Here is a 21161-nt window from a genome sequence, read left to right as displayed (position 1 = left end):
GGGCCTCCCGGGTCTCAGGGAAACAGCGGCTTCTGCCGGCTTGATCGGCGTGGATCCGGCGCCATCTGAAACCTTGTCAAGAGGGTGGCATTGCTCCAGGAATGACATGCCGCCGCGAACTTTTAGAATGCCGCCTCTAGACGAGGATTTCTCATGCTTTACCCTGAACTGTTCAAGCAACTCGAAGCCGTGCGCTGGAACATGGACCGCGACATTCCGTGGGACAAGTTCGACGCCAGCAAGTTGAGCGACGAACAGGCCCAGACCATCAAGATGAACGCCATCACGGAGTGGTCGGCCCTGCCCGCCACCGAGATGTTCCTGCGCGACAACCGCGAGGACAGCGACTTCTCGGCCTTCATGTCGGTCTGGTTCTTCGAGGAGCAGAAGCACAGCCTGGTGCTGATCGAATACCTCAAGCGCTTCCGCCCCGACCTCGTGCCCACCGAGCAGGAACTTCACGAGGTGCGCTTCGACTTCGATCCCGCGCCGGCGCTGGAAACGCTGATGATGCATTTCTGCGGCGAGATCCGCCTCAACCACTGGTACCGCCGTGCCTCCGAGTGGCACAACGAGCCCGTCATCAAGGCCATCTACGAGACCCTGTCGCGCGACGAGGCCCGCCACGGCGGCGCCTATCTGCGCTACATGAAGCGCGCCATGGGCAAGTTCGGCGACGAGGCCCGCGCCGCTTTCGCCAAGGTGGGTGTGCTGATGGCCAGCGCCCGCCGCACGGCACAGGCCCTGCACCCCACCAATCTGCACGTCAACGCCAAGCTCTTCCCGCGCGACACCATCCAGAGCCGCCTGCCCGATCCCGAGTGGCTGGAGCGCTGGCTGGACAAGCAGATCCAGTTCGACAGCGTCTGGGAGAACAAGGTCGTCGAACGCATCCTGCACAACATGAGCCTGCTGATGGACCGCAGCTTCGCCACCGTGCAGGAGCTCAACCGCTTCCGCAAGGAAGTGGCGGCCCGCATCGTGCCGCCCGTTGCGCCGGCAGCGCCGGCCTGAAGCACGTTCAGCCATGAAAAACCGGGGCCATCGGCCCCGGTTTTCTTTTGGGCGGACGGGATCAGCCGCCGCGCGAACGCTTGATCACCACCAGGGCGAAGCCCGCGGCCGCCAGCGCGGTCCAGCCCAGGAACTGCACCGATGCCAATTCCGCAGCCGACTGGCCGAAGTCCTGCAGCATCTGGGGCCACAGGCTCGTGGCCTTCGAGCCCAGGGCTTCCTTCAGGCCGTTGCCATCATGGAGCAGGGTGTGGTTGATGCGCTGGTTCCAGTCCATCAACACCTCCAGCGGCCAGTCGATGCCGTAGGCCTGGTGCATCACCGTCACCGCGACGCCACCGCCCACCAGCACCAGCGGCACGCCCAGGCGCTTGAGCCAGGCCGACGCAGCCATCAGCACCAGAATCAGCGGAGCCAGCCACAGTGTCAGCAGCACGGTACCGGCCAGCCCGCGCACCAGCATCGGCACGGCTGCCGAAATGAGTTCGCCCCAGGGCAGAGAGGCGGCCGTGTCCCAACCCAGCGTGTTGCCGATGGCCGTGAACGCGAACGGCATGGCGAACAGCGCGCCGACGATGGCGCCGCCAACGGGCGCCAGCCAGGCATGTGCCAGCACGGTGGCCGCCACGCTCTCGCTCGGCCGGCCCGGCAGCGACAGCCAGAACTCGATGGACCGGTCCTGGGTGTCACGCCGTGCCAGGCCCGGCAGCTGGAACAGGGCCACCAGCACGCAGATCACATAGACCACGCAGCCGCTGAGGACCATCATCATCAGCGCGATCACTGGCAGCGGAATCGTGGGACCGCCGTCGATGTGCGGGTTGGCGAACAGGGCCAATGCCATGGCGATGAGGGGCGGCGCGAAGGCGGCGATCAGCCAGCCACGCTTGTGCTGCATCCATTCACGCAGCAGCAGGGTCGGGATATGGGTGTTCATCATGTGTCCTTCAGGCTTGCTTGCCGTTCAGCGCCGGGTTGCGGGTCAGCGCCATGAAGAGGTCGACGAGGCTGGGGCGCACGCGCTGGCCCAGGCTCGTGATGTGCTCGGGTGGCGGGCCGTCGAACAGCGACGTCGTGCGGCCCTGCTCGCGGTAGCGCAGCAGCGGGTGGGCGGCGGCCATCGCGTCGGCGGCGGCCGGGTCGTGGTTCAGCGCCACGAAGCGGCGGTCGATGTCCTCCAGGCTGATCGACAGCGCCACGCGGCCCTCGTCCAGCATGATCACGTCGGAGAGCAGCGCCTCGACCTCCTCCACCTGGTGGGTCGAGATCAGCACGCTGCGCTCGCCGTCGCACCACTCGTCGATCAGCATCTCGTAGAAGCTCTTGCGCGACACCACGTCCAGGCCCAGCGTCGGCTCGTCCAGGATCATCAGCTTGGCGTCGATGGCGGCGATCAGTGCCAGGTGGGTCTGGGCCACCATGCCCTTGGACAGGCTCTTGACCTTGTCGTTCTCGCTGACGCTGGTGCGCTTGAGCAGGGCGCGGGCGCGCTCGGCCGAGAACTTGGGCTGCAGCCGGGTCATCAGCGTGATCAGCTCATGCACGCGGGCCCAGCGCGGCAGCACAGCCACGTCGGGGATGTAGCTCAGCTCGGTCAGCAGCTGCTGGCGATTCTTCGTGGGCTCCAGGCCCAGCACATTCATCTCGCCCTGCACGGGCAGCAGGCCGACCAGGGCCTTCATGAGCGACGTCTTGCCCGCGCCGTTGTGGCCCAGCAGGCCGACGACCCGGCCCTTGGGCACGGTGATGGAGACGTCGTTCAGCGCGGTCTTTTTGCCGTAGCGCAGCGAGACGTTCTTGACTTCGATGAGGTTCATGTCGACTCCCAGTTCAGATCCTTGGCATTCAGGCCCAGGCGCTTGAGCTTGGCGCGCAGGGCGGGCCAGTCCTTTTGCAGGAACTGCTCGCGCTCCTGGCGCAGCAGGCGCTCGCGGGCTCCCGTCGTCACATACATGCCCAGGCCCCGGCGCGATTCGATCAGGCCATGGTCGCTGAGGGCCTGCAGGGCCCGCGTGACCGTCAGCGGGTTGATGACGTACTGGCTGGCGAGTGCGCGCACCGAGGGCAGGGCCTCGCCTTCCGGGGGGCTGCCGTCGAGCAGCTGCACGGCCAGGCGGTCGGCCAGCTGCTGGTAGATCGGCGCCTGGTCTGTCCAGGTGGGAGTCATGGGAGCTCCGAGGTGTGTTGCTGATGTAGCACACCATATCTCCACCCCCGGGGGCGACCTAGCGGGGGGCGACAGACTGCAGATTTGGGGGGATGGGCTGCACGAGGCCCCTGATCCAGGGACAGGCCAACCCCGGTTGTTCATCGCGCGGCGCCGTCCGAGCATCGCGGCCGCTCGTGGCTGATGTCGGCGCGAGCACGCGTTCGGGACCGCTTGGCGCCCGGCGGCCATGAGCTGGCCGGGCCGTGATCCCGTGTCCATCCACCTGATCGGGGAATCCAATGATGCGTTTTCAATCCAAGCTCCTGGCCCTTGCCGGCCTCCTGGCGCTGTCCTCCCTCGCCCATGCCGGCGACAAAGTCTGGATCAGCCTGGGCGATGCAGCCCTGGCGCAGTTGCAGAAGCACACGGCCGTGAAGCTGGACGCCAGCGTGGCGCCCACGGCGCGACTGGCCGGCACTGAAAGCACGACTGCAGCAAGCCGCCGTGCCGAAAGCATCCACCTCGTGCAGGTGGACGAGGATGACCTGCTGCATCTGTCGGCCGCAGTCCACCACGAGCTGAACCGTTGCGGCGGCTTCATGTTCCACCCCAACCAGGCGGAGGGGCTGGCCACGCTGCAGCGCCATTCGGGCGCGGCCAAGATGGCCGCGGTGGCCGCCGTCACGCGGCCCAGCTATGTGATCGACCAGCAGTCCGTCGTCACGCCCATGCTCAACCAGATGCAGGCGAGCAATATCGGCCAGACCATCGTCGACCTGTCCAGCTACGTCAACCGCTACTACCAGACCAATGCCGGCGTCGCCGCGTCGGACTGGCTGAAGCAGCGCTGGACCACGCTGGCCGGCGGCCGCAGCGACGTCACGGTGGAGCAGTTCACCCACGCCAGTTGGCGGCAGAAGTCGGTCATCGCCACCATCAAGGGCACCGACAACGCCAGCGAAGTGGTGGTGCTGGGCGGCCACCTGGATTCCATCAACCAGTCCAACACCAGCGAGACCGGCCGCGCGCCGGGCGCCGACGACGACGCCTCCGGCGTGGCCAGCCTCACCGAGGTGTTCCGCACCCTGGTCGCCGGCGGCTACAAGCCGCGCCGCACGCTGAAGTTCATGGCCTATGCCGCCGAGGAAGTGGGGCTGCGCGGCTCGAAGGAGATCGCCACCAGCTTCGCCAACGCCGGCACCAATGTGGTGGGCGTGATGCAGCTGGACATGACCAACTACAAGGGGTCGGTGAACGACATCTACATCTACACCGACTACACCGACAGCGCGCAGAACACCTTCGTCACCAACATCATCAAGACCTATCTGCCCACGCTGAAGATCGGCACCGACCGCTGCGGCTATGCCTGCTCCGACCATGCATCGTGGACGGCCCAGGGCTACTATGCCACCATGCCCTTCGAGGCGGCGATGGGCCAGGACAACCCCTACATCCATACCGCCAACGACACCTACGCGAACATGGGCAGCCAGGCCGACAACTCGCTGAAGTTCGCCCGCATGGCGCTGGCCTATATGGTGGAGCTGGGCAGCGACGGCAGCACCGGCATCCCCGACAAGACCGAGACCTTCAGCGGCAGCCTGACACGCAACCAGACGCGCAGCTTCGGGCCGTTCAAAGCCGGCGTGGGCACGTTCAAGGCCAGCACCACCGGCACCGGCGACATCGACCTGTATGCCAGGCGCACCACGGTGCCCACCACCAGCAGCTATGACTGCAAGTCCGACGGCAGCACGGCCACCGAGAGCTGCAGCATCAACATCACCGCCAACGGCGATGTCTATGTGCTGCTCAAGGGCTACACCGCCGGCAACTACAACCTCACGGTGACCTACAAGCCGCAGGCTGCACTGAGCCGCTTGATGCAGTAGCCAAGGCGCAGTTCAGGAATCGCCGCGTCGGATGGAGCCAGCGGGGGGCGGCCCTCGCTGGTTCATTCAGGCCCGGACTTTCGGCGCCGGTGACGCATCGACCCGCTGGCCGTTGACGTAGACCACGCCGTCTCTCGCTTCGATCAGCATGTCGCCCCACTGGCTGCTCCACACATAGCGCAGCACGCCCTCGGTGGCGAGGTCCAGGTCGGTTTGCGGGGAGCTGCCCTGCCGCAGCAGGATCTGGGGTAGCAACGGCGCGTTCATGGTCAAGCTTCGAATCAGCGGTTCAGGATACGCCGCCGGACCGGCGGATCCTGTGTGGATTGGTCAGCAATTCCTGCGGCTCAGGCCGGGCCGACCTGCTCGGCATGGCGGCAGAGCCAGGAGACATAGGGAATGTTGCCGCGCGGTCGGCTGTAGCGCTGCTTGCGGAACGTCAGGCGCACGCGCCCGGCCCTTGCAGCGTCTATCTCGACGCACATCACGTCGTCGAGGGCGCAGGCCGGGTCCGGCAGGGATTTGCTGGCCTGCGCGATGTACTGGCCGGGCACCTGGGCCAGGATGCCGTTGCCAGCCCGTACCCCTGGTGACGGCTGGCTGTTGTCGAGTGCTTCAGTCATGAGGCCATCGTGCCGTCGCACCGGCTCACCACGTGAGCCAGGACCTACACGCTGATCACCGCGGCCAGGGTCCTCATATCTGATGATGGTGTGTGAGGGCAGCGAACCCAGAATGCCTTGCGGCCCGAGCGTGGTCGCCAGGAAGAAGGGGCTGCGTATGTACAGGATGTGTTCAAGTGTCGGGCGCCATGGGCGGGCCCTGTGCCTGCCGTTGGCGCTGGTGCTCGCCGGCGGGCTGGCAGGCTGCGGCAGCATCGGCCCACTGAAGCTGCACAGCGAGGTGCGCCAGAAGCAGGGCGAGGAGCTGGTCAAGGCCTGGAAGGAAGTGGATCTGAAGCCTCTGTTCGAGGTCGACCGCGCCAATCTGGCCCAACTGCGCCAGGCCGAGGTCGATGGCTGGAACCGCCATCTGCAGGGGCTCTACCAGGCTGAGCTGCGCGCGCTGGCCCAGATGCCGGCGGGCGACTACCGGGCCGCCTACGCCAAGTCTCTGGAGGCCCTTGCAGGACCGGAGGCGGACGCCAGGGCGCCCGTGTCGACGGCGATGACGGCCTTGCGCGAGGAGAAGACGGCGAAGCTTGAGCTGGCCCGCACCCAGGCCTTTCTCAGGTCGCTGCGCGTGCCGGCCTTCAGCTGCCAGCAACTGCTCACGAAAAAGCAGATCGTCGAGGATTGGAAGGCCAAGGAGCCGCAGCTGGCGGCGGACGCGGCCCGCGAGCTGAAGGACTCGGCGCAGTTCTGCGCCGACATCGCCAAGGCCCAGAAGACCTATGTCGACGCGGTTGGCAAGCTCCGGGGCGGCGCGCTGAAGACGCGCGTCGCGGGCTGGCATGCCGACCAGAAAGACCTCCTCGAGCGCCAGGCCCAAGTGGACGACGCACTCATCGAGGTCAACAAGGCGCAAAAGGCCTACGACGCCGCCCTCGTCAAGGGCCAGCCTCCCAGCGAAGCGGCCAAGCAGAAGGCCGAGGATCTGGCCAAGGCGATCGCGCAGCTGGGCAAGGTCCAGGCGGCCTTGGGCGTCGAGCTGGCGTCCAAGGAACGCATCGAGCGCATCGATGCGCTGCTCAAGAGCATCCAGGAAGGCAAGGAACTCTCGGCCGATTCCGCCTCCAAGCTGGAGGTGGCCATCTCGCTGTTCCCCAAGATCGCCGACTCGCTGAAGGCCGTGAAGGACAGCAAGGCGAGTGCCGCCGTGCCGCTGCTGATCCAGCGCGACGTGGAGCAGGCCCGGCTGGCGACGGCACAGGTCGAGGCGGCGCGGCTGAAGCAGTCGGTCGAGCTCAGGGCCGCCGTGGTGCTCGCCAGCCTGCTGCAGGCGCAAGCGCGGCTGGCCGCCATCGACGACATGGACAACGTCAGTGATGACGGCAAGCAGCTGCTCGGCAACACCGCGACGGCAGCGGCGCAGGAGCGCAAGGCAGCGCGGGCCATCATCGACAACAACCAGTCCACGAAGGCGCAGATCGATGCCGCACGCGCCATGCGCGACAAGCAGGAGGCCGCGACCCTGGATGGCGTCTGGCCCAAGCTGTCGCCCAACGATCGTTTCTTCGTGCTCGAGGGGGCCGTCCGCTATCTGGACACCCATGCGCGGCTGGAAGGGCCGGTCACCACGGCCGAGACGACACGGCGCTCGCTGGCCATGGATCGCAACGTCGACCTGTCCGAGGTCAACACGGCGCTGTGGACGGCCCTGATCGGCTCGTCCGTGACTCAGGCCGCTGAATACAGCGCGCTGGGCTTCAAGGCGGCCGACTTCGAATGGCTGCTGAACTTTCTGGCCCTGGGCTATATCGGTCATGGAGTGAACAAATGAACGCGATACGCCATCTGCTCGTGTGGGTGAGCGCCGGCGCCTGCCTCGGCTGCAGCACTCCCAAGGTTGCGCTGGAGCATGCCAACAACGGCATGCAGCTCACCCAGGGGCTGCAGGAGGAGCTGCGGCGCCACAAGGACTTCATGGAAGCCAGCGCGGAGCGCCGCAAGGCCGTCGTCCAGCGCCTGGACGACGACACCCTCCAGGCCGCCAGCGGCCGCGCCATGGACGACTACCTGGACCAGGCCAGCAGCCGCCACCCCATGCGCGTGGCCAGCATGCGCCGCCTGGACGAGGCCACCCGGAAATACGGCGGGCTGCAGGCCGACGAACAGAAAGCCCGCAAGGAACTGGCCGACCGGCTGGCGGCCACCACCAAGGACCTGCCCGCGTCCGGCGACAAGCTGGGGGCGGTGCGCAAGGCCATGGCCAACCTGGGCACCGAGCTGTCGGCCCAGCAGCGCTTCGACATCGTGCAGAAGTTCGTCGGCGAAGCGCAGGACATCATCAAGAAGAATGCCGAGGCCGCTGAAGCCGCTGCCTCGGCTGCGGGCAAGTGACGCCACGCCAAAGGAGAACAACATGGGTTCCATTGCAAGAAAAAACGCTTTCCGCCGCGGCGTGCGCAACGAGTCATCGCGAGCCTGGTTCCAGGACTACCGCCGGGTGCTGCTGAGCCAGATCGAGGCCATCGATGCGGTGGCGGGCAGCGCTCACCCGGACGATCGGGAAGAGATGCGGGCGCTGCGCAGCAGGCTGGAAGGCAAGCTGGCCTTGCTGGCGCAGGAGGAGGAGGCCGCGTTCACCAAAGGCACGCTGGCCATCAACCCGCCCACGCAGGCCATGATTGACCGCACCAAGGCGCTGGCCACCGAGATGGCCGAGCTCATCCGCAAGCAAAAGCGCGCCGAGGCCATCGTCGACCTGGCGAAGGAGCTGGCCAATCTCGCCACGGCCGTGGGCATCACTCCCTGAGGCGCACCTTGGCAAAGCCTTCACGTACCGAAGGGCGGCGCCGGGCGTTGGCCGGCGCCTTGTTGCTGGCTCTGGCCGGTGCCGCCCTGGGGGCGGGCCCGGATGCTGCCAGCGCGCCCGCCGCGGGAGCTTCGGCGGCCAGTGCCCCGGCCGCTGCCCTTTCGGTGCCGTATTGCAAGGACGGTGGCGCTGACGATGGCGCGCTTCGCGCGAAGCCGGCACCAGAGACTGACACCAAGGCGGCCGTGCAGGTCAGCCTGCTCGCGCCGGGTGAGGACGGCAGCGCCATCGCGCGCGAGACGCCCTTGCCGAACTGGCGAGGCGTCATTCCCGTCGATCTCAACAAGCCTGGCGCGGAGCCGACCACCCGCAAGCTGACGGTCAGCGTGGGCCTGCTCCAGGCCCTGGACGGCCGGCCGCCGGCCAAGCTGTGTCTGCTGGATGAGAAGGGGAACCCGTTCACCGTCAAGACCTTCAGCGTGGAGCGCTGGCCGCACAACATCGAACTTGCGGCGGACGGCCTCGGCAAGGGCAGCTATGTGGCCGTGCTGCGCCTCTCCGTCGACAACGGCACCGATGTGGTTCGCGGCTTCAAGCTGACGCGCAAGCCCTCGGCCTATACCGTCGATTCGGCACAGCGAGTCGCGAGCGAAGGATGGGACGAATACAGGAAGGGCTATTCCTTCGCCATCCCCGTCCTTGCGCCTGCGGACGATGACCTCAAGCTCCGCATCAGGACCGTGCATTTCCTTCAGCTGAAGGGCAGCGAGCCGGCCAACAACCTGCCCGTGGAGAAGGTCAGCATCACCGAAGACGGCAAGGCCCTGCAAAGCCATGACGAGGTGGAAGTCGATCCCGGCAAGATGAAGCGTATGCAGGTTGGCTTGCCCGGGTACCTGGACGCCGGCCGCTACCAGCTCGAGTTCCGATTCACCTCACCGGAGCATGACGAGAAGACACAGCTCGTCGACCTGGCGGTGCGCTGGCCCTGGCAGCTGATGTTGGTGCCCGTCGTGGTGGGCATCCTGGTTTCAATGGTTCTGAAATACCTGGTGCAGGATCGACGGCCGCGCATCGTGGTGCTGCGGGCGGTGGCGGCGTGCCAGGACAGGGTTCGGCTGCTGAGAGCAGCGGGCCTCGGCGAAGAACAGTTGCGCCAGCTGGACAAGATTGCCGAGAGCATCGATCTCGTTCGCGCCGAGGCGGAGACCCTGGACCATCTCCCCGCCGATTGGGAAAAGAACGCACTGGAGCGGCTTGCCACGGCGGGGGCAGGGCTTGCTGAGCTGACGAGCGCCTTGAGCAATAGGGGGCGAAGCGTGACACCCATGTTCAAGGCTCCGCTCACTCCTGCTGGCCTCCGCTGGCGCCAATGGGTGCTCGATGGGGTCATAGAGGTCTCCACGCTCTTCGTCGCCTGCGCGCTGGCGGTGCTGACACTGTGGAGCCCGAACTCCACCTGGGGCAGCGTGGCCGATTTCCTGATGGCCTTCTTCTGGGGGCTGGGTCTGGGCCAGGTGTCGGCAGCGACCTTCAGTGGACTCTCTGCGTTCAGGACCACGCTGACGGGCCCGCGCTGAGTTCATCAAGGAGGAGGTTGCCTGCTGAGTGGCGCGGCGCCAAGATCCGCGCCACCCACTCGCACCTCCCGCCATGCAAGCATCCACGTCGAGCAGCCTCAACGAGGACCACCCAGCCCAGGCGGTCGCCGTCATCGACCTGCGCGCACCGGAGGATGCCGCCGCGCGCACGGCGCTGGTGGATGCCGACCTTGCCCAGGCCCTGCGCCGCGCGCGCTGGGTGAATGAAGGCAAGGACCCGGCCGACGTCTCCTTCAGCTCGCTGCTCGTCGGCCTCGCGGCGGGTTCAGACCTCACTGGCCAATGGCTGGTCGCCCAGTTCGCCGCGACACCGGAAGCCTTGCCTGCGCTGCTGCGGCGAACCCGGCTGCCCATGGGCAGCTTCGAGGCGCTGCGCCAGGAGGGTGAGGAAAACTACGGTGTGCCGCGCTCCTTCACGGTGTCCGCGCGCCGGGCGCTGCAGGCCGGCCAGGACCGCGTGGTGGCGGGCATGCCCGTCGGAACTTTCGACGTGCTGTGGGCCATGCTGACCCTGCCCGGCTATCACGTCGACGATTTCCGCTCGATGGGCATAGACCGCGAGGCCTGGGCCAGGTCCTTGCAGCTGGTCGACCCCGGCCGCGCCGGCGGCCAGCAGATGGCCCATGCAGACGCGCCGCCGCCGCCACCGGCCGCCGAGCTGGAGTTCGACCTGGACGCCGTCGTCACCCATGTCCAGCAGGCCTTGCGCCTGGCCCATGCGCTGGCCGGCGACGCGTCCATCAACGCCAGCCACATCCTGCGGGCCGCGCGGGCCACGCTGGGCAGCGGCTCGCCGTCCTTCCAGCGCCTGCAGCGGCTGGTGCCGCCCGGCAAGGAAGAAGCCACGGTCCGGCCCGGGCCCATGCCCACCGCCGCGAGATTCGAGCCCGCCCTGCTCGCCCAGCTGTTGCGCGCGCAGCGGCCGCTGGCCGGCAGTACCGCGCGGGTGGTGATCTGGGGCCGCGACCTCATCGCGGCGGCCCTGCTCTGCCCCGACGAGGGCGTGCTGCCCGCCTTTCCCACCGGCGCCGACGGCCTGGAGCAGGCGCGCGACCTCTGGTACAGCTTCGTCGCCAATGAAGAGGTCAGCCGGCCGCCGGCCGATTGGGCGCTCTGGTGGCGCGAGGCCGGCGTGCCGCTGCCGCAGCCGCGCCGGGCCGTCTACTCGGTGGAGAACGACGAGGGCGAGGACAAGCTGGGTGTCGAGGCCGAGGCGCAGGCCTTCGCGCGCCTCATCCTGGACAAGGAGGTGAAGCCGCCGCTGTCCATCGGCCTGCTGGGCGACTGGGGGTCGGGCAAGTCCTTCTTCATCGAGCAGATGAAGAAGAACATCGCCTCGCTGGCCGACGAGCGCCGGCCCGAGCTGCATTCCACGGTGGTGCAGATCGAGTTCAATGCCTGGCACGCGTCCGACGCCAATCTGTGGGCCAGCCTCGTGACCCATGTCTTCGACGAGATCTGGCACAAGGTCTCGCCCGCGGGCGACACCCGCGACCTGAAGGCGGCGCGCGAGAGCCTGGAGTCGCAGATCAAGCAGGCCCGCGGCGCCGTGCACGAGGCCGAGGCCCAGGTGGACATCGGCCGCGCCGCCCTGGCGCGCGCCGAGGAGGTGCTGCAGCACAAGCGCGCCCTGCTGGCCTGGAGCGGCTATGTGCAGGAGGTCACCACCGAGAAGCTCCAGGCCCTGGCCACCGCCGCCGGCTGGCGCGAGCCCCTGCAGACCATCAACGACGTGGACAAGGCGGCGCGCGAACTGGCCGCTTCGGGCAACCGGCTGCCCGCCCTGGGCGCCGCCCTGCTGGAGCGGCCGCTGGCCCATATCGCCGTGCCGGTCATCCTCGTGCTGGGCGCGGCGGCGGGCGCGCTGGCGCTGATCGACGCGAGCACGATGACGGCCTGGCAGCAGAAGCTCTCGCAGATCCTCACGGCGGTGGCCGGCCTCACGGGCGCCCTCATCGCGCCGCTGAAGCTCGCCAAGACCCAGGTGGACCGGCTCGCGGACGGCCTGGGCCGCATCCAGAAGGGCTTCGACGCGCAGCTGGAAAAGCTCAAGACCTCGCAGCACGAGCGCGACCAGTCCCAGGCCCACCGGGTGGAGCGCGCCCGCCGCGAGCTGGAGAGCGCCGAGGAGAGCGTCAATGTGGCCCGCACGCGCCTGGCCGAATTGATGAACCAGCAGGTGGCGCTGGACCCGGTGCACCGCCTGGGCAGCTTCCTGCAGGAGCGGGTGCAGTCGGGCCAGTACCGCGCCCAGCAGGGGATCATCTCGCTGGTGCACAAGGACTTCAGCGAGCTGTCGCGCTACATGAAGGACCTGCGCGAGGCGGCGGCCAGTGGCGCCAGCGACGCCAACGCCGCCGCGCCGCCCATCAAGCCCATCGACCGCATCGTCCTCTATGTGGACGACCTGGACCGCTGCCGCCCGGCCCATGTCGTCAACATGCTGGAGGCCGTGCACCTGCTGCTGGCCCTGGACCTGTTCGTCGTCATCGTCGCGGTGGACTCGCGCTGGCTGATGCGGGCGCTGCAGGTCTATTACAACGACCTGCTCAGCAGCGACGACAGCGCGGACCATGCGCTGCGCGATTCCACACCGCAGAACTATCTGGAGAAGATCTTCCAGATCACCTACGCCCTGGCGCCCATGCATTCGGCCTTCATCGGCGACTACGTGGACGCGCTCGCCGGCCCACTGCCGCCGGGCGACGATCGAGAGGCCGGTCAGGCGCCGCCCGCCAAGGCGGCAGACGCGCCCGCTCTCGCGGCGCCGGCCGCAGCGGGCGCGCAGCCGGCGTCTCCCGGCGCTGCGGCTGCCTTGGTGTCCGGCGCTGCCGCCGGAGCTGGCGGCGAATCTTCCGCGGCCGCCCGGCCCGCGCGCCGGCCTTCGCGGCCCGTCAGCATCGGCAAGGAGGAGCGCGCCCTCATCGTGCGCCTGGCGCCCCTGCTGACCACGCCGCGCCTCACCAAGCGCCTCGTCAACGTCTACCGCGTCATCAAGGCCGGCAAGTCCGTCGAGGAGGTGGAGGCTTTCGACAATGGCCCGCGGGCCGGCACCTGCCTGGTCATGCTGGCCCTGCTCTTCGGCCGGCCGCTGATCGCCAGCGCCTTGCTGCGCGGCATCCACGAAGGCAGCCCGCCCTTCGACAAGCCCGGCCAGCGCCTGGTGGACGCCATCCGCGCCCGCGTCGCCGCGCCCGGCGAAGCTGAGCGCATCACCGAGGCCTGGCAGCAGACGGCCGGACTGCTGGCCGGCATCGGTGTGCAGGAGACGGTCGGCGATTTCTCGCTCGAACCCCAGGAGGTGGCCCGCTACTCGCTGGCCTCGGGGCATGACTGGCACACCTGGCGGCGGCGCGTGGCGCCGGCCGACGGCGCCCCCCTGCCAGGGCTGCAGTACTGAGGTCGCAACAAGCGCTTACACCGGCGCGCCGGGTTCTGTCGAAATGGGCCATCGTCCATCGTCGTCAAAGCAGCGGCGGTGTTGCCGTGCATGCTCGATGGAGAGACCCCATGAACTATGTCGACGGATATCTGGTCCCCGTGCCGACGGCCAAGCGCGAGGCCTACCGCACGCTGGCGGTGGAGATCGCAGCGCTGTTCAAGCAGCATGGCGCGCTGCAGGTCGTGGAATGCTGGGGCGACGACGTGCCCGAGGGCAAGGTCACCTCGTTCTCGATGGCCGTGCAGCGCAAGCCCGACGAGGCGGTCGTGTTCTCTTGGGTGGTCTGGCCGTCCAAGCAGACCCGCGACGAGGGCATGAAGCAGGTGATGGATCACCCCCAGATGCAGAAGGGGCCCGAGGGCATGCCCTTCGACGGGCAGCGCATGATCTTCGGCGGCTTCGAGGTGATCGTCGACGCCTGAGTCCTAGCGCGGCGAGACGCGCCAGATGATGTTGCCGACGTCATCGGCGACGAGGAGGCCGCCGCGGCTGTCCATCGCGACGCCCACCGGCCTGCCGCGGGCCTTGCCGTCGGCGTCGACGAAGCCCGTCAGCACGTCGATGGGCAGCCCGACCGGCTTGCCGTCGGCGAAGGGCAGGTAGACGACCTTGTAGCCGGACAGGGGCTTGCGGTTCCAGGAACCGTGCATGCCGATGAACACGCCCTGGTCGCCCTTGCCGGCGGCCAGGGCGGCCGGCAGCTTGCCTGCCGCGGCCGCCAGGCCCAGCGGCGCCACATGCGAGCCGAGGGCGTAGTCGGGCTTGACCGCGCCGGCCACCAGATCGGGCCGCGGCGGCTTGACGCGGTCGTCCACATGGGGGCCGTAGTAGCTGTAGGGCCAGCCATAGAAGGCGCCGTCCTTGACCGAGGTCAGGTAGTCGGGCACCAGGTCGCTGCCGAGCTCATCGCGTTCATTGACCACCGTCCACAGCAGCGTGGCGCCGCCCGCCTTCATCCAGGCCATGCCGTTGGGGTTGCGCAGGCCCGTCGCGTAGAGGCGCTTGGCGCCGCTGGCGCGGTCGATCTCCCAGATCGCGGCGCGCCCTTCCTCGGCCTCCATGCCGTTCTCGGCCACATTGCTGTTGGAGCCCACCGTCGCGTAGAGCTTGCTGCCGTCGGGGCTGGCGATCAGGGACTTGGTCCAGTGGTGGTTGAGGGTGCCGCCCGGCAGGTCCGTCAGCTTGCTGCCGGTGGCGGCGTCCAGCTGGGTCTGGCCCGGCTTGTAGGGAAAGGCCATGACGGCATCGGTGTTGGCGACATAGAACTGCTCGCCCACCAGGGCCATGCCAAAGGGCGAGTTCTGTCCCGACAGGAAGACGGTGCGCTGATCGGCCTTGCCGTCGCCGTCGGTGTCGCGCAGCAGCGTGATGCGGTTGGCGCTCTTGGGCGCGGCGCCGGCGCGCTTCTGGAACAGCTTCATGGCGGCGCCCTTGATGCCCTTGGCGTCGTCGGGGCGCTCGGGCGCGTTGGTCTCGGCCACGAGTACGTCGCCATTGGGCAGCACATGGACCCATCGCGGATGGTCCAGCCCGCTGGCGAAGGCCGTCACTTGCAGGCCGGCGGCGGGCATCGGGCCTTGCTTCTCGCGCCAGGGTTGGGCCGGCGCAATATTGACCGTAGGAATTGCGGACTTCACTGGCTTGACCAGCGTGGGGTTGGGCCCGACATCGGCATTGGGTGGCAGCTTGCTCTCGTCGGCGTGAACGGGCAGTCCACCGGCAAGCAGCAGGCAACAGGCCGACAACCCTTGTGCGAGGCGGAGGTGAGGCATGGCCATCCTTGTGCGAGCGACCCGCCTGACCGGCAAGGCGCATGCCCGCGGCGCGCTTCAGCGCTCGGCCTTGCTGGCACCGCGGATGTTCATCGCCGCCAGCGCCAGTTGCAGCGCCACCAGGGCATGGGCGCTCGCATGCAGGCCCCAGGCGACCCACAGCCCATTGCTGAGCAGGAACAGCCAGAAGCCCGCGCAGCGGCGGCCGGCGCGCTCCGAAGCCACGAGCCAGCTGGCCGCGATCGTGACGGCCATGGCGGGCCATTGCAGCAGGTCCATCCAGTTCATGGCCGCGATGCGCAATCCACAGTCTCAGGCCGCAGGACCGGCGCCGTGCCGTTCGCGAGCCGCGGCCCGCGCGCTCCGGCGCGCCTCAGCGAGGAAAGGCAACACGTTGAGCAGCAGCGCCGCCGTCAGCAGACTGGCCGTGTAGGCCACCGGCGGCAGCGGCGATTTCAACTGGATGTGCCAGTCCGGCGGCTGCGCCGACATGCCGATGATGGCCAGGGTCTGGTCCGGCGCCAGGGCCATGATGCCGGCCAGGCCCGCCCAGGGGAGCAGATGCTGGAAGCCGTGCACCCACTGCTCCAGCGCGGGGATGATGCGGCGGGCGAGGGCCACGCGAAGGTCGGCGGCATAGGCGATGTCGTGCAAGGCCAGCGCCAGCAGCAGCAGGCAGATCAGCCCGGCCGTCGGCTGCAGATAGAGGGCCGCCAGGATGGCCGTGCCCAGCAGCGCCACCATCACCAGGTGCAGGGCCGACTCGCGCATGCCGGCCGTGTATTCGATGCGCAGGTGGCGGTGGCAGGCCCAGTCCAGCAGGCCCGACAGCATCAGCAGCGGCACCCAGACGAAGGCCAGCAGCAGGCGGACCAGCTCGGCGCTGTCGTGCATGGCCGTGGCTATTGGTCGTCGTCGTTGGGATGGTTGGCGGACTCGGTGTTCTCGTCCGAGGCGGGATCGTCCGCCTGGCCTGCGGGCGCGGGCTGCCTGGGTTGCGGCTTGGCTGGGTCTGCCGGGTCGACGGGGCGCCTGCCCGGGAGCGGTTCTAGGCCTGGGGTGCTCATGGCGTCTCCTGATGCGGCCCGCGCATGCGGGACGATCGAGAAGACGGCAAGTTTCGCTCCCGGCTTCAGCGCAGCTGCAGGCGCGGGCCTTGCGGGCCCGGCGCGACCACGCTCCCCACCTCGGCCGCCGCGCCGAAGCCATGGCGGCGGAAGACCTCGAGGACTTCATCGACCGCGCCGGCGTCGCAGGACACCAGCAGGCCGCCGCTGGTCTGGGGATCGGTCAGCAGGGCACGGTCGATGTCGGTGAAGTGCTCGGGCAACAGCACTTCGGCGCCGTAGCCGGCCCAGTTGCGGCCCGAGGCGCCAGTGACCATGCCGCGCGCCGCGAGCTCAGGCACGCCGGGCAGCAGGGGCACTCGCGCCCAATCGATTTCGACGCTGGCCCGGGCGCCGCGCGCCAGCTCCAGCGCATGGCCGGCCAGGCCGAAGCCCGTCACGTCGGTCATCGCGTGCACGCCGTCCAGCGCGGCCAGGTCCGGTCCCGGCGTGTTGAGCTGCGTTGTCGTCGCAATCATCTGCGCATAGCCGTCGGCGGACAGCGCTTCCTTCTTCAGCGCCGCCGACAGCACGCCCACACCCAGGGGCTTGCCCAGCACGAGCCGGTCGCCGACGCGGGCGTCCGCGTTGCGCTTGACCTTCTTGGGATGCACCACGCCCAGCGCCACCAGGCCGTAGATGGGCTCGACGGAATCGATGGTGTGACCGCCGGCGATCGGGATGCCCGCCGCGCTGCAGACCGACTCTCCGCCGGCCATGATGCTGCCGATGACATCGACCGGCAGCACATTGATGGGCATGCCCACCAGGGCCAGCGCCATGATGGGCTTGCCGCCCATGGCATAGACGTCGCTGATGGCATTGGTCGCCGCGATGCGGCCGAAGTCGAAGGGGTCGTCGACGATGGGCATGAAGAAGTCCGTCGTCGCGATCAAGGCGATGTCTTCAGTCAGCTGGTAGACGGCCGCGTCGTCGGCCGTCTCTATGCCCACCAGCAGCTGAGGCGGCGCCGGGAAGTTGCGCGTGTTCTTCAGGATCTCGCTGAGCACGCCGGGAGCGATCTTGCAGCCGCAGCCGCCGCCATGGGACAGCGAGGTCAGGCGAGGCACGCCGGTTGAGGTTGGAGTCATGGGGGCAACCTAGGGCAGTGAAGCGATGCGACGGGCCAGGGCCTGGATGCCGTCGTCCGACAGATCCTCGCAGGGCAGGCGCTGCGCGTCGGGCAGGCCGGCCAGATGGCGGCCCTGCGAGCGGGCGTAGAGGGGGTCGTAATGCTTGGCCATCAGGGCTTCGAACAGCGGCGGCAGCGCGCCTTCCAGCGCCCAGGCCTGCCATTGCGCCAGCACCTCCTTGGGCAGCAGCTCGCGCAGCGTGCCCAGCTTGTCGGCCAGGGCCTGGCGGTCATCGCCCAGCCAGGCGTAGTCGCGCAACAGATAGTCGAGCCGGGCTGCGGGCGTGGCGTCGATCTCCACGACGGGGCTCTCGCGCAGGCGCTGCAGCAGCGGCTCGGGCACGGTGATGCGGCCGATGCGCCGGCTCTCCGCCTCCACCCAGACGCGGCGGCCGGCGTCCAGGCCAGCCAGGCAATGCGCCAGCTGCGTCTCGAAACCCTTTTGCGAAGGCTGCAGCCGGCCGGGCACGGCGCCCAGCACCGAGCCGCGATGCGCGGCCAGGTCCTCCAGGTCCAGGATCTGTTCGCCCTGGGCCTCGAGGGCCTGCAGCACCCGCGTCTTGGCGCTGCCCGTGGGGCCACAGAGCACGCGCAGGTCGAGGCGCGGCGCTCGTTGTGCGATCTGCTCGATCACATGGGCCCGCCAGGCCTTGTAGCCGCCCTTGAGCTGCTGGGCGTCCCAGCCCACCAGCCTCAGCCAGTTGACGAAGCTGCCGCTGCGCATGCCGCCGCGCCAGCAGTAGACGAGGGGACGCCAGTCCCGCGGCTTGTCATGGAAGAGGCCGTCCAGATGGCGGGCGATGTTGCGCGCCACCATGGCGCCGCCGATCTTGCGGGCCTCGAAGGCCGAGGTCTGGACATAGGTGGTGCCGACGATGCGGCGCTCCTCGTCGTCCAGCACCGGGCAGTTGATGGCGCCGGGGATGTGGTCGAGGGCGTACTCCGCTGGCGAGCGCGCATCGATGAGGATGCTGAACTCGCCCAGCTCGTCCACGGTGGTGGGCTTGTGGCTCATGGGCGTGAGATTAAGGCAACCCCATCGGATCGTGGGGATTGGGTCCCGGCCAGAATCCCCGCAACGCATTGCAGAGGAGGCCGCATGGCCTGGATCATTCTTGTCATCGCCGGCCTGTTCGAGGTCGGCTGGGCCATCGGCCTGAAGTACACCGAGGGCTTCACCAAGCCCTGGCCCAGCGTGGCGACGGCGGCCTGCATGGTGGTCAGCCTGTGGCTGCTGGGCATTGCCATGAAGTCGCTGCCGGTGGGCACGGCCTATGGCGTCTGGGTGGGCGTGGGTGCGGTCGGTACCGTCATCCTGGGCATCGTGCTGCTGGGCGAGCCGGCCAATCTGGCGCGCCTGCTCAGCATCGGCCTCATCGTGGCCGGCATCGTCGGCCTCAAGCTGTCTTCGCCGGACTGACGGCCATGAAGCTCGTGGTGCATGCCCTGACACCCGAGCGCTGGCCCGATCTGGAGGCTGTCTTCGAAGCCCGCGGCTGTTCGGTGGCGCGAGGCTGCTGGTGCATGTACTACCGCGTCAGCGGCAAGGGCGCCTACACGCGGCCCGGCGATGCCCAGCGCGAGCTGTCGCGCGAGGCCTTGAAGCAGCTCGCCGCCCAGGACCCGCCGCCGGGCCTGCTGGGCTATCACGGTGATGTGCCGGTCGGCTGGGTGTCGCTGGGGCCGCGCGAGGACTACGCCAAGCTGCGCAACTCGCCGGCGATGAAGGCGGTGGACGACGAGCCGGTCTGGTCCATCGTCTGCCTCGTCGTGCCGTCGGAGTACCGCAGGCAGGGCGTGGCGCGGGCCCTGCTGCAAGGTGCTGTCGCCTATGCCCGCCAGCGCGGCGTGAAGCTGGTGGAGGCCTATCCCGTCGACAAGACCCAGGACGGGGCGCCGGACGCGCCCTGGTTCGGCACGCTGGACATGTTCGACGAGCTCGGCTTCGAGGAGGTCGCGCGGCGCAAGCCGGCGCGGCCCGTCGTGCGCCTGAAGCTGCAGCGCTAGCGTTCAGCTCTTGCCCAGCGACCGCTCCTGGTCGGCCTTGCGGTCGGCCGTCACCTTCAGCGCATGCGGGCGCTCGCCGATCAGCTTGGCGTAGGGCTTCCAGTCGATGCCGGCGGCGGCCAGGAAGTCCTCGCCGTAGATGATCTTGGTCGTCATGCCCACCAGGGGCAGGCTGACCCAGCCGGCGCAGTCGGCCAGCGTGAAGCTGTCGCCGGCCAGATAGGGGCCGAACTTGGCCAGGCGCTTGAAGGCCTGGATGTGCTCGGGCAGCACGCGGGCCACGCGCTTCTTGGTGCCGTCGCTGACCTGGCCGCCGAAATAGGCCTCGGCATACAGCTCGCGCACCACCAGCTCCAGGTGCAGCTCCACATAGGTGATCAGCTCGCGCACCTTGGCCGCCTCGTAGGGGTCGGCGGGGATCAGGCGCGGCGTGTCGGGGTAGGCCGCCTCCAGGTATTCGACGATGGCCTGGCTCTCGCACAGGGCGCCCTGCGGCGTCTTGATGAAGGGCACCTTGCCCAGCGGCGAGCAGCTCAGCACGGCTTCATCATGGGAATGCGTCTTCACGTATTCCTCGGTGAAGGGAATGCCCTTCTCCAGCAGGGCCAGCTTGGCCTTGTTGTAGTAGTTCGAGAGCGGGATGCCGCAGAGGGTGATCATGGGTGTCTCCTGGTGAATGCCGCAGTCTATGCAGAGCGGCGCGCCGGCCCTAGCACCCCGGAGACATCAGCGGTTCACCAGCACGATGCCCACTGCCAGCGCCAGCAGGGCCGCTACCAGCCGTGGGCTGATGCCCTCGCCCAGCAGCAGGGCGCCGGCCACCAGACCGAACAGCGGCGTGCTCAGCGTGAAGACGGCCAGCTTGGTGGCCGCGTAATGGCGGATCAGCCAGAACCAGGCCAGATAGCTCGCGAAAGTGACGATGACGGCCTGGAAGCCGAACAGGCCGATGAGGCGCGGCGACCACTGCAGCGGCAGGGGCTCGCCCGCAAACACGGCGGCCGCGCACAGGGCCAGGGCGGAGACGCCGAGCTGGTAGAGCAGGGTCTTCTCGGCAGGCGCAGAACTCAACTTCGTCGCGCGGATGGCCAGCGTCGTACCGCCCCACAGCACGGCAGCGGCCACGCCCAGGGCGTCGCCCCACCACTGCAGGGGCGTGCCAGGCGCCGAGAAGCCTTCCGCGAACGCAAAGGCCATGGCGCCGAAGGCCAGCACCAGGCCGCCCCATTGCCGTGCCGACAGCGCCTCGCCGCGGGCGATCCAGGGCATGCCCAGGGCGACGACAAAGGGCGCCAGATAGATGAAGACCACCATGCGCGAGGCGCTGGTGTATTGCAGGCCGACAAAGATGCAGCCGAACTCCGCGGCGAACAGCAGGCCCGCGATCAGGCCGCCCCATAGGCTGCCGTCGCGCTCGAACAGGCGGATGCCGCGCGACAGGGCCCAAAGCCACACCAGCAGGCCCGCGACGACGGAGCGCAGGCCGGCCTGCCACAGCGGGGCTATCTCCGTCAGTGCCGCCTTGGCGGCCACCTGGTTGATGCCCCAGAGCAGGCAGCACAGCAGCAGGATGGCGATGGCGCGGGGGTCGAGATGCGAGTGACGGGTCATGGCCTCTATGCTGCC

Annotated in this window: 22 protein-coding genes; 10 read left to right on the top strand and 12 right to left on the bottom strand. The window is 68.6% G+C overall.

Going from position 1 to position 21161, the window contains the following annotated elements; translation table 11 throughout:
• Positions 1 to 153 precede the first annotated feature (153 nt).
• Complete coding sequence (locus AC07OY_RS10035) at positions 154 to 1014, top strand: ferritin family protein (protein ID WP_495042420.1); 861 nt, start codon at positions 154 to 156, stop codon at positions 1012 to 1014.
• 61 nt (positions 1015 to 1075) lie between these two features.
• Here the strand turns inward: AC07OY_RS10035 and AC07OY_RS10030 are convergent, their stop codons facing one another.
• The 3 genes from AC07OY_RS10030 to AC07OY_RS10020 are packed head-to-tail and all read right to left on the bottom strand — an operon-like array spanning position 1076 to position 3181.
• A complete protein-coding gene (locus tag AC07OY_RS10030; RefSeq protein WP_495042419.1) occupies positions 1076 to 1951 on the bottom strand; it encodes a hypothetical protein in 876 nt (291 codons plus the stop codon).
• 10 nt (positions 1952 to 1961) lie between these two features.
• The gene (locus tag AC07OY_RS10025; protein ID WP_495042418.1) at positions 1962 to 2831 is read right to left on the bottom strand and encodes an ABC transporter ATP-binding protein; all 870 of its coding nucleotides are present in this window, start codon (positions 2829 to 2831) and stop codon (positions 1962 to 1964) included.
• On the bottom strand, positions 2828 to 3181 hold the full coding sequence (locus tag AC07OY_RS10020; RefSeq protein ID WP_495042417.1) for a GntR family transcriptional regulator: 354 nt from the start codon (positions 3179 to 3181) through the stop codon (positions 2828 to 2830). Before AC07OY_RS10020 ends, AC07OY_RS10025 begins: the two co-directional genes overlap by 4 nt.
• 281 nt (positions 3182 to 3462) lie before the next feature.
• Here AC07OY_RS10020 and AC07OY_RS10015 point away from each other — a divergent pair, with 281 nt between their 5' ends.
• Positions 3463 to 5058, top strand: a complete 1596-nt coding sequence (locus tag AC07OY_RS10015; protein WP_495042416.1) for a M20/M25/M40 family metallo-hydrolase — start codon at positions 3463 to 3465, stop codon at positions 5056 to 5058.
• Positions 5059 to 5124: 66 nt separating this feature from the next.
• Here the strand turns inward: AC07OY_RS10015 and AC07OY_RS10010 are convergent, their stop codons facing one another.
• Positions 5125 to 5325, bottom strand: a complete 201-nt coding sequence (locus AC07OY_RS10010; protein WP_495042415.1) for a hypothetical protein — start codon at positions 5323 to 5325, stop codon at positions 5125 to 5127.
• Between the two features lie 80 nt (positions 5326 to 5405).
• Entirely contained in the window at positions 5406 to 5681 is a 276-nt protein-coding gene (locus tag AC07OY_RS10005; protein WP_495042414.1) for a hypothetical protein, read from the bottom strand.
• 166 nt (positions 5682 to 5847) lie between these two features.
• Between AC07OY_RS10005 and AC07OY_RS10000 the strand changes: the two genes are divergently transcribed.
• The 6 genes from AC07OY_RS10000 to AC07OY_RS09975 all read left to right on the top strand — a co-directional run bounded on the left by AC07OY_RS10000 (position 5848) and on the right by AC07OY_RS09975 (position 13940).
• The gene (locus AC07OY_RS10000) at positions 5848 to 7500 is read left to right on the top strand and encodes a hypothetical protein (protein ID WP_495042413.1); all 1653 of its coding nucleotides are present in this window, start codon (positions 5848 to 5850) and stop codon (positions 7498 to 7500) included.
• Positions 7497 to 8060, top strand: coding sequence for a hypothetical protein (locus AC07OY_RS09995; protein WP_495042412.1), 564 nt, complete (start codon positions 7497 to 7499; stop codon positions 8058 to 8060). Before AC07OY_RS10000 ends, AC07OY_RS09995 begins: the two co-directional genes overlap by 4 nt.
• A gap of 22 nt (positions 8061 to 8082) precedes the next feature.
• The gene (locus tag AC07OY_RS09990; RefSeq protein WP_495042411.1) at positions 8083 to 8475 is read left to right on the top strand and encodes a hypothetical protein; all 393 of its coding nucleotides are present in this window, start codon (positions 8083 to 8085) and stop codon (positions 8473 to 8475) included.
• 8 nt (positions 8476 to 8483) lie between these two features.
• Entirely contained in the window at positions 8484 to 10055 is a 1572-nt protein-coding gene (locus AC07OY_RS09985) for a hypothetical protein (protein WP_495042410.1), read from the top strand.
• A 73-nt stretch (positions 10056 to 10128) separates the two neighbouring features.
• Positions 10129 to 13476, top strand: coding sequence for a P-loop NTPase fold protein (locus AC07OY_RS09980; RefSeq protein WP_495042409.1), 3348 nt, complete (start codon positions 10129 to 10131; stop codon positions 13474 to 13476).
• A 110-nt stretch (positions 13477 to 13586) separates the two neighbouring features.
• Positions 13587 to 13940, top strand: coding sequence for a DUF1428 domain-containing protein (locus AC07OY_RS09975; protein ID WP_495042408.1), 354 nt, complete (start codon positions 13587 to 13589; stop codon positions 13938 to 13940).
• A 3-nt stretch (positions 13941 to 13943) separates the two neighbouring features.
• On the opposite strand, the gene AC07OY_RS09970 is transcribed toward AC07OY_RS09975, so the two are convergent.
• The 5 genes from AC07OY_RS09970 to mnmH form a co-directional block, all read right to left on the bottom strand.
• Positions 13944 to 15290: a PQQ-dependent sugar dehydrogenase gene (locus AC07OY_RS09970; protein ID WP_495042407.1), complete on the bottom strand. Its 1347-nt coding sequence runs from the start codon at positions 15288 to 15290 to the stop codon at positions 13944 to 13946.
• A gap of 57 nt (positions 15291 to 15347) precedes the next feature.
• On the bottom strand, positions 15348 to 15578 hold the full coding sequence (locus tag AC07OY_RS09965; RefSeq protein WP_495042406.1) for a hypothetical protein: 231 nt from the start codon (positions 15576 to 15578) through the stop codon (positions 15348 to 15350).
• A 24-nt stretch (positions 15579 to 15602) separates the two neighbouring features.
• A complete protein-coding gene (locus tag AC07OY_RS09960) occupies positions 15603 to 16184 on the bottom strand; it encodes a diguanylate cyclase (protein WP_495042405.1) in 582 nt (193 codons plus the stop codon).
• A gap of 238 nt (positions 16185 to 16422) precedes the next feature.
• Entirely contained in the window at positions 16423 to 17487 is a 1065-nt protein-coding gene (gene selD, locus AC07OY_RS09955) for a selenide, water dikinase SelD (protein ID WP_495042404.1), read from the bottom strand.
• Between the two features lie 9 nt (positions 17488 to 17496).
• Complete coding sequence (gene mnmH / locus AC07OY_RS09950; RefSeq protein WP_495042403.1) at positions 17497 to 18543, bottom strand: tRNA 2-selenouridine(34) synthase MnmH; 1047 nt, start codon at positions 18541 to 18543, stop codon at positions 17497 to 17499.
• Positions 18544 to 18627: 84 nt separating this feature from the next.
• Here mnmH and sugE point away from each other — a divergent pair, with 84 nt between their 5' ends.
• Complete coding sequence (sugE, locus tag AC07OY_RS09945) at positions 18628 to 18948, top strand: quaternary ammonium compound efflux SMR transporter SugE (protein ID WP_495042402.1); 321 nt, start codon at positions 18628 to 18630, stop codon at positions 18946 to 18948.
• A 5-nt stretch (positions 18949 to 18953) separates the two neighbouring features.
• Positions 18954 to 19535: a GNAT family N-acetyltransferase gene (locus AC07OY_RS09940; RefSeq protein ID WP_495042401.1), complete on the top strand. Its 582-nt coding sequence runs from the start codon at positions 18954 to 18956 to the stop codon at positions 19533 to 19535.
• A 3-nt stretch (positions 19536 to 19538) separates the two neighbouring features.
• Here the strand turns inward: AC07OY_RS09940 and AC07OY_RS09935 are convergent, their stop codons facing one another.
• Positions 19539 to 20195 (bottom strand): glutathione S-transferase family protein, encoded by a 657-nt coding sequence (locus tag AC07OY_RS09935; protein WP_495042400.1) that lies wholly within the window; start codon positions 20193 to 20195, stop codon positions 19539 to 19541.
• A 66-nt stretch (positions 20196 to 20261) separates the two neighbouring features.
• On the bottom strand, positions 20262 to 21146 hold the full coding sequence (locus AC07OY_RS09930) for a DMT family transporter (protein ID WP_495042399.1): 885 nt from the start codon (positions 21144 to 21146) through the stop codon (positions 20262 to 20264).
• Between the last annotated feature and the right edge of the window lie 15 nt (positions 21147 to 21161).

This window comes from Roseateles sp. GW821-FHT09H10, assembly GCF_059415865.1.
Note: the sequence above shows the minus strand (reverse complement) of the source record. Positions and strands in the feature narration are given on the sequence as shown.

Excerpts from the sequence above, each read along its gene's own strand:
- AC07OY_RS10035 (WP_495042420.1), top strand. The coding sequence starts at position 154 with ATGCTTTACCCTGAACTGTTCAAGCAACTCGAAGCCGTGCGCTGGAAC.
- AC07OY_RS10030 (WP_495042419.1), bottom strand. The coding sequence starts at position 1,951 with ATGAACACCCATATCCCGACCCTGCTGCTGCGTGAATGGATGCAGCAC.
- AC07OY_RS10025 (WP_495042418.1), bottom strand. The coding sequence starts at position 2,831 with ATGAACCTCATCGAAGTCAAGAACGTCTCGCTGCGCTACGGCAAAAAG.
- AC07OY_RS10020 (WP_495042417.1), bottom strand. The coding sequence starts at position 3,181 with ATGACTCCCACCTGGACAGACCAGGCGCCGATCTACCAGCAGCTGGCC.
- AC07OY_RS10015 (WP_495042416.1), top strand. The coding sequence starts at position 3,463 with ATGATGCGTTTTCAATCCAAGCTCCTGGCCCTTGCCGGCCTCCTGGCG.
- AC07OY_RS10010 (WP_495042415.1), bottom strand. The coding sequence starts at position 5,325 with ATGAACGCGCCGTTGCTACCCCAGATCCTGCTGCGGCAGGGCAGCTCC.
- AC07OY_RS10005 (WP_495042414.1), bottom strand. The coding sequence starts at position 5,681 with ATGACTGAAGCACTCGACAACAGCCAGCCGTCACCAGGGGTACGGGCT.
- AC07OY_RS10000 (WP_495042413.1), top strand. The coding sequence starts at position 5,848 with ATGTGTTCAAGTGTCGGGCGCCATGGGCGGGCCCTGTGCCTGCCGTTG.
- AC07OY_RS09995 (WP_495042412.1), top strand. The coding sequence starts at position 7,497 with ATGAACGCGATACGCCATCTGCTCGTGTGGGTGAGCGCCGGCGCCTGC.
- AC07OY_RS09990 (WP_495042411.1), top strand. The coding sequence starts at position 8,083 with ATGGGTTCCATTGCAAGAAAAAACGCTTTCCGCCGCGGCGTGCGCAAC.
- AC07OY_RS09980 (WP_495042409.1), top strand. The coding sequence starts at position 10,129 with ATGCAAGCATCCACGTCGAGCAGCCTCAACGAGGACCACCCAGCCCAG.
- AC07OY_RS09975 (WP_495042408.1), top strand. The coding sequence starts at position 13,587 with ATGAACTATGTCGACGGATATCTGGTCCCCGTGCCGACGGCCAAGCGC.
- AC07OY_RS09970 (WP_495042407.1), bottom strand. The coding sequence starts at position 15,290 with ATGCCTCACCTCCGCCTCGCACAAGGGTTGTCGGCCTGTTGCCTGCTG.
- AC07OY_RS09965 (WP_495042406.1), bottom strand. The coding sequence starts at position 15,578 with ATGAACTGGATGGACCTGCTGCAATGGCCCGCCATGGCCGTCACGATC.
- AC07OY_RS09960 (WP_495042405.1), bottom strand. The coding sequence starts at position 16,184 with ATGCACGACAGCGCCGAGCTGGTCCGCCTGCTGCTGGCCTTCGTCTGG.
- selD (WP_495042404.1), bottom strand. The coding sequence starts at position 17,487 with ATGACTCCAACCTCAACCGGCGTGCCTCGCCTGACCTCGCTGTCCCAT.
- mnmH (WP_495042403.1), bottom strand. The coding sequence starts at position 18,543 with ATGAGCCACAAGCCCACCACCGTGGACGAGCTGGGCGAGTTCAGCATC.
- sugE (WP_495042402.1), top strand. The coding sequence starts at position 18,628 with ATGGCCTGGATCATTCTTGTCATCGCCGGCCTGTTCGAGGTCGGCTGG.
- AC07OY_RS09940 (WP_495042401.1), top strand. The coding sequence starts at position 18,954 with ATGAAGCTCGTGGTGCATGCCCTGACACCCGAGCGCTGGCCCGATCTG.
- AC07OY_RS09935 (WP_495042400.1), bottom strand. The coding sequence starts at position 20,195 with ATGATCACCCTCTGCGGCATCCCGCTCTCGAACTACTACAACAAGGCC.
- AC07OY_RS09930 (WP_495042399.1), bottom strand. The coding sequence starts at position 21,146 with ATGACCCGTCACTCGCATCTCGACCCCCGCGCCATCGCCATCCTGCTG.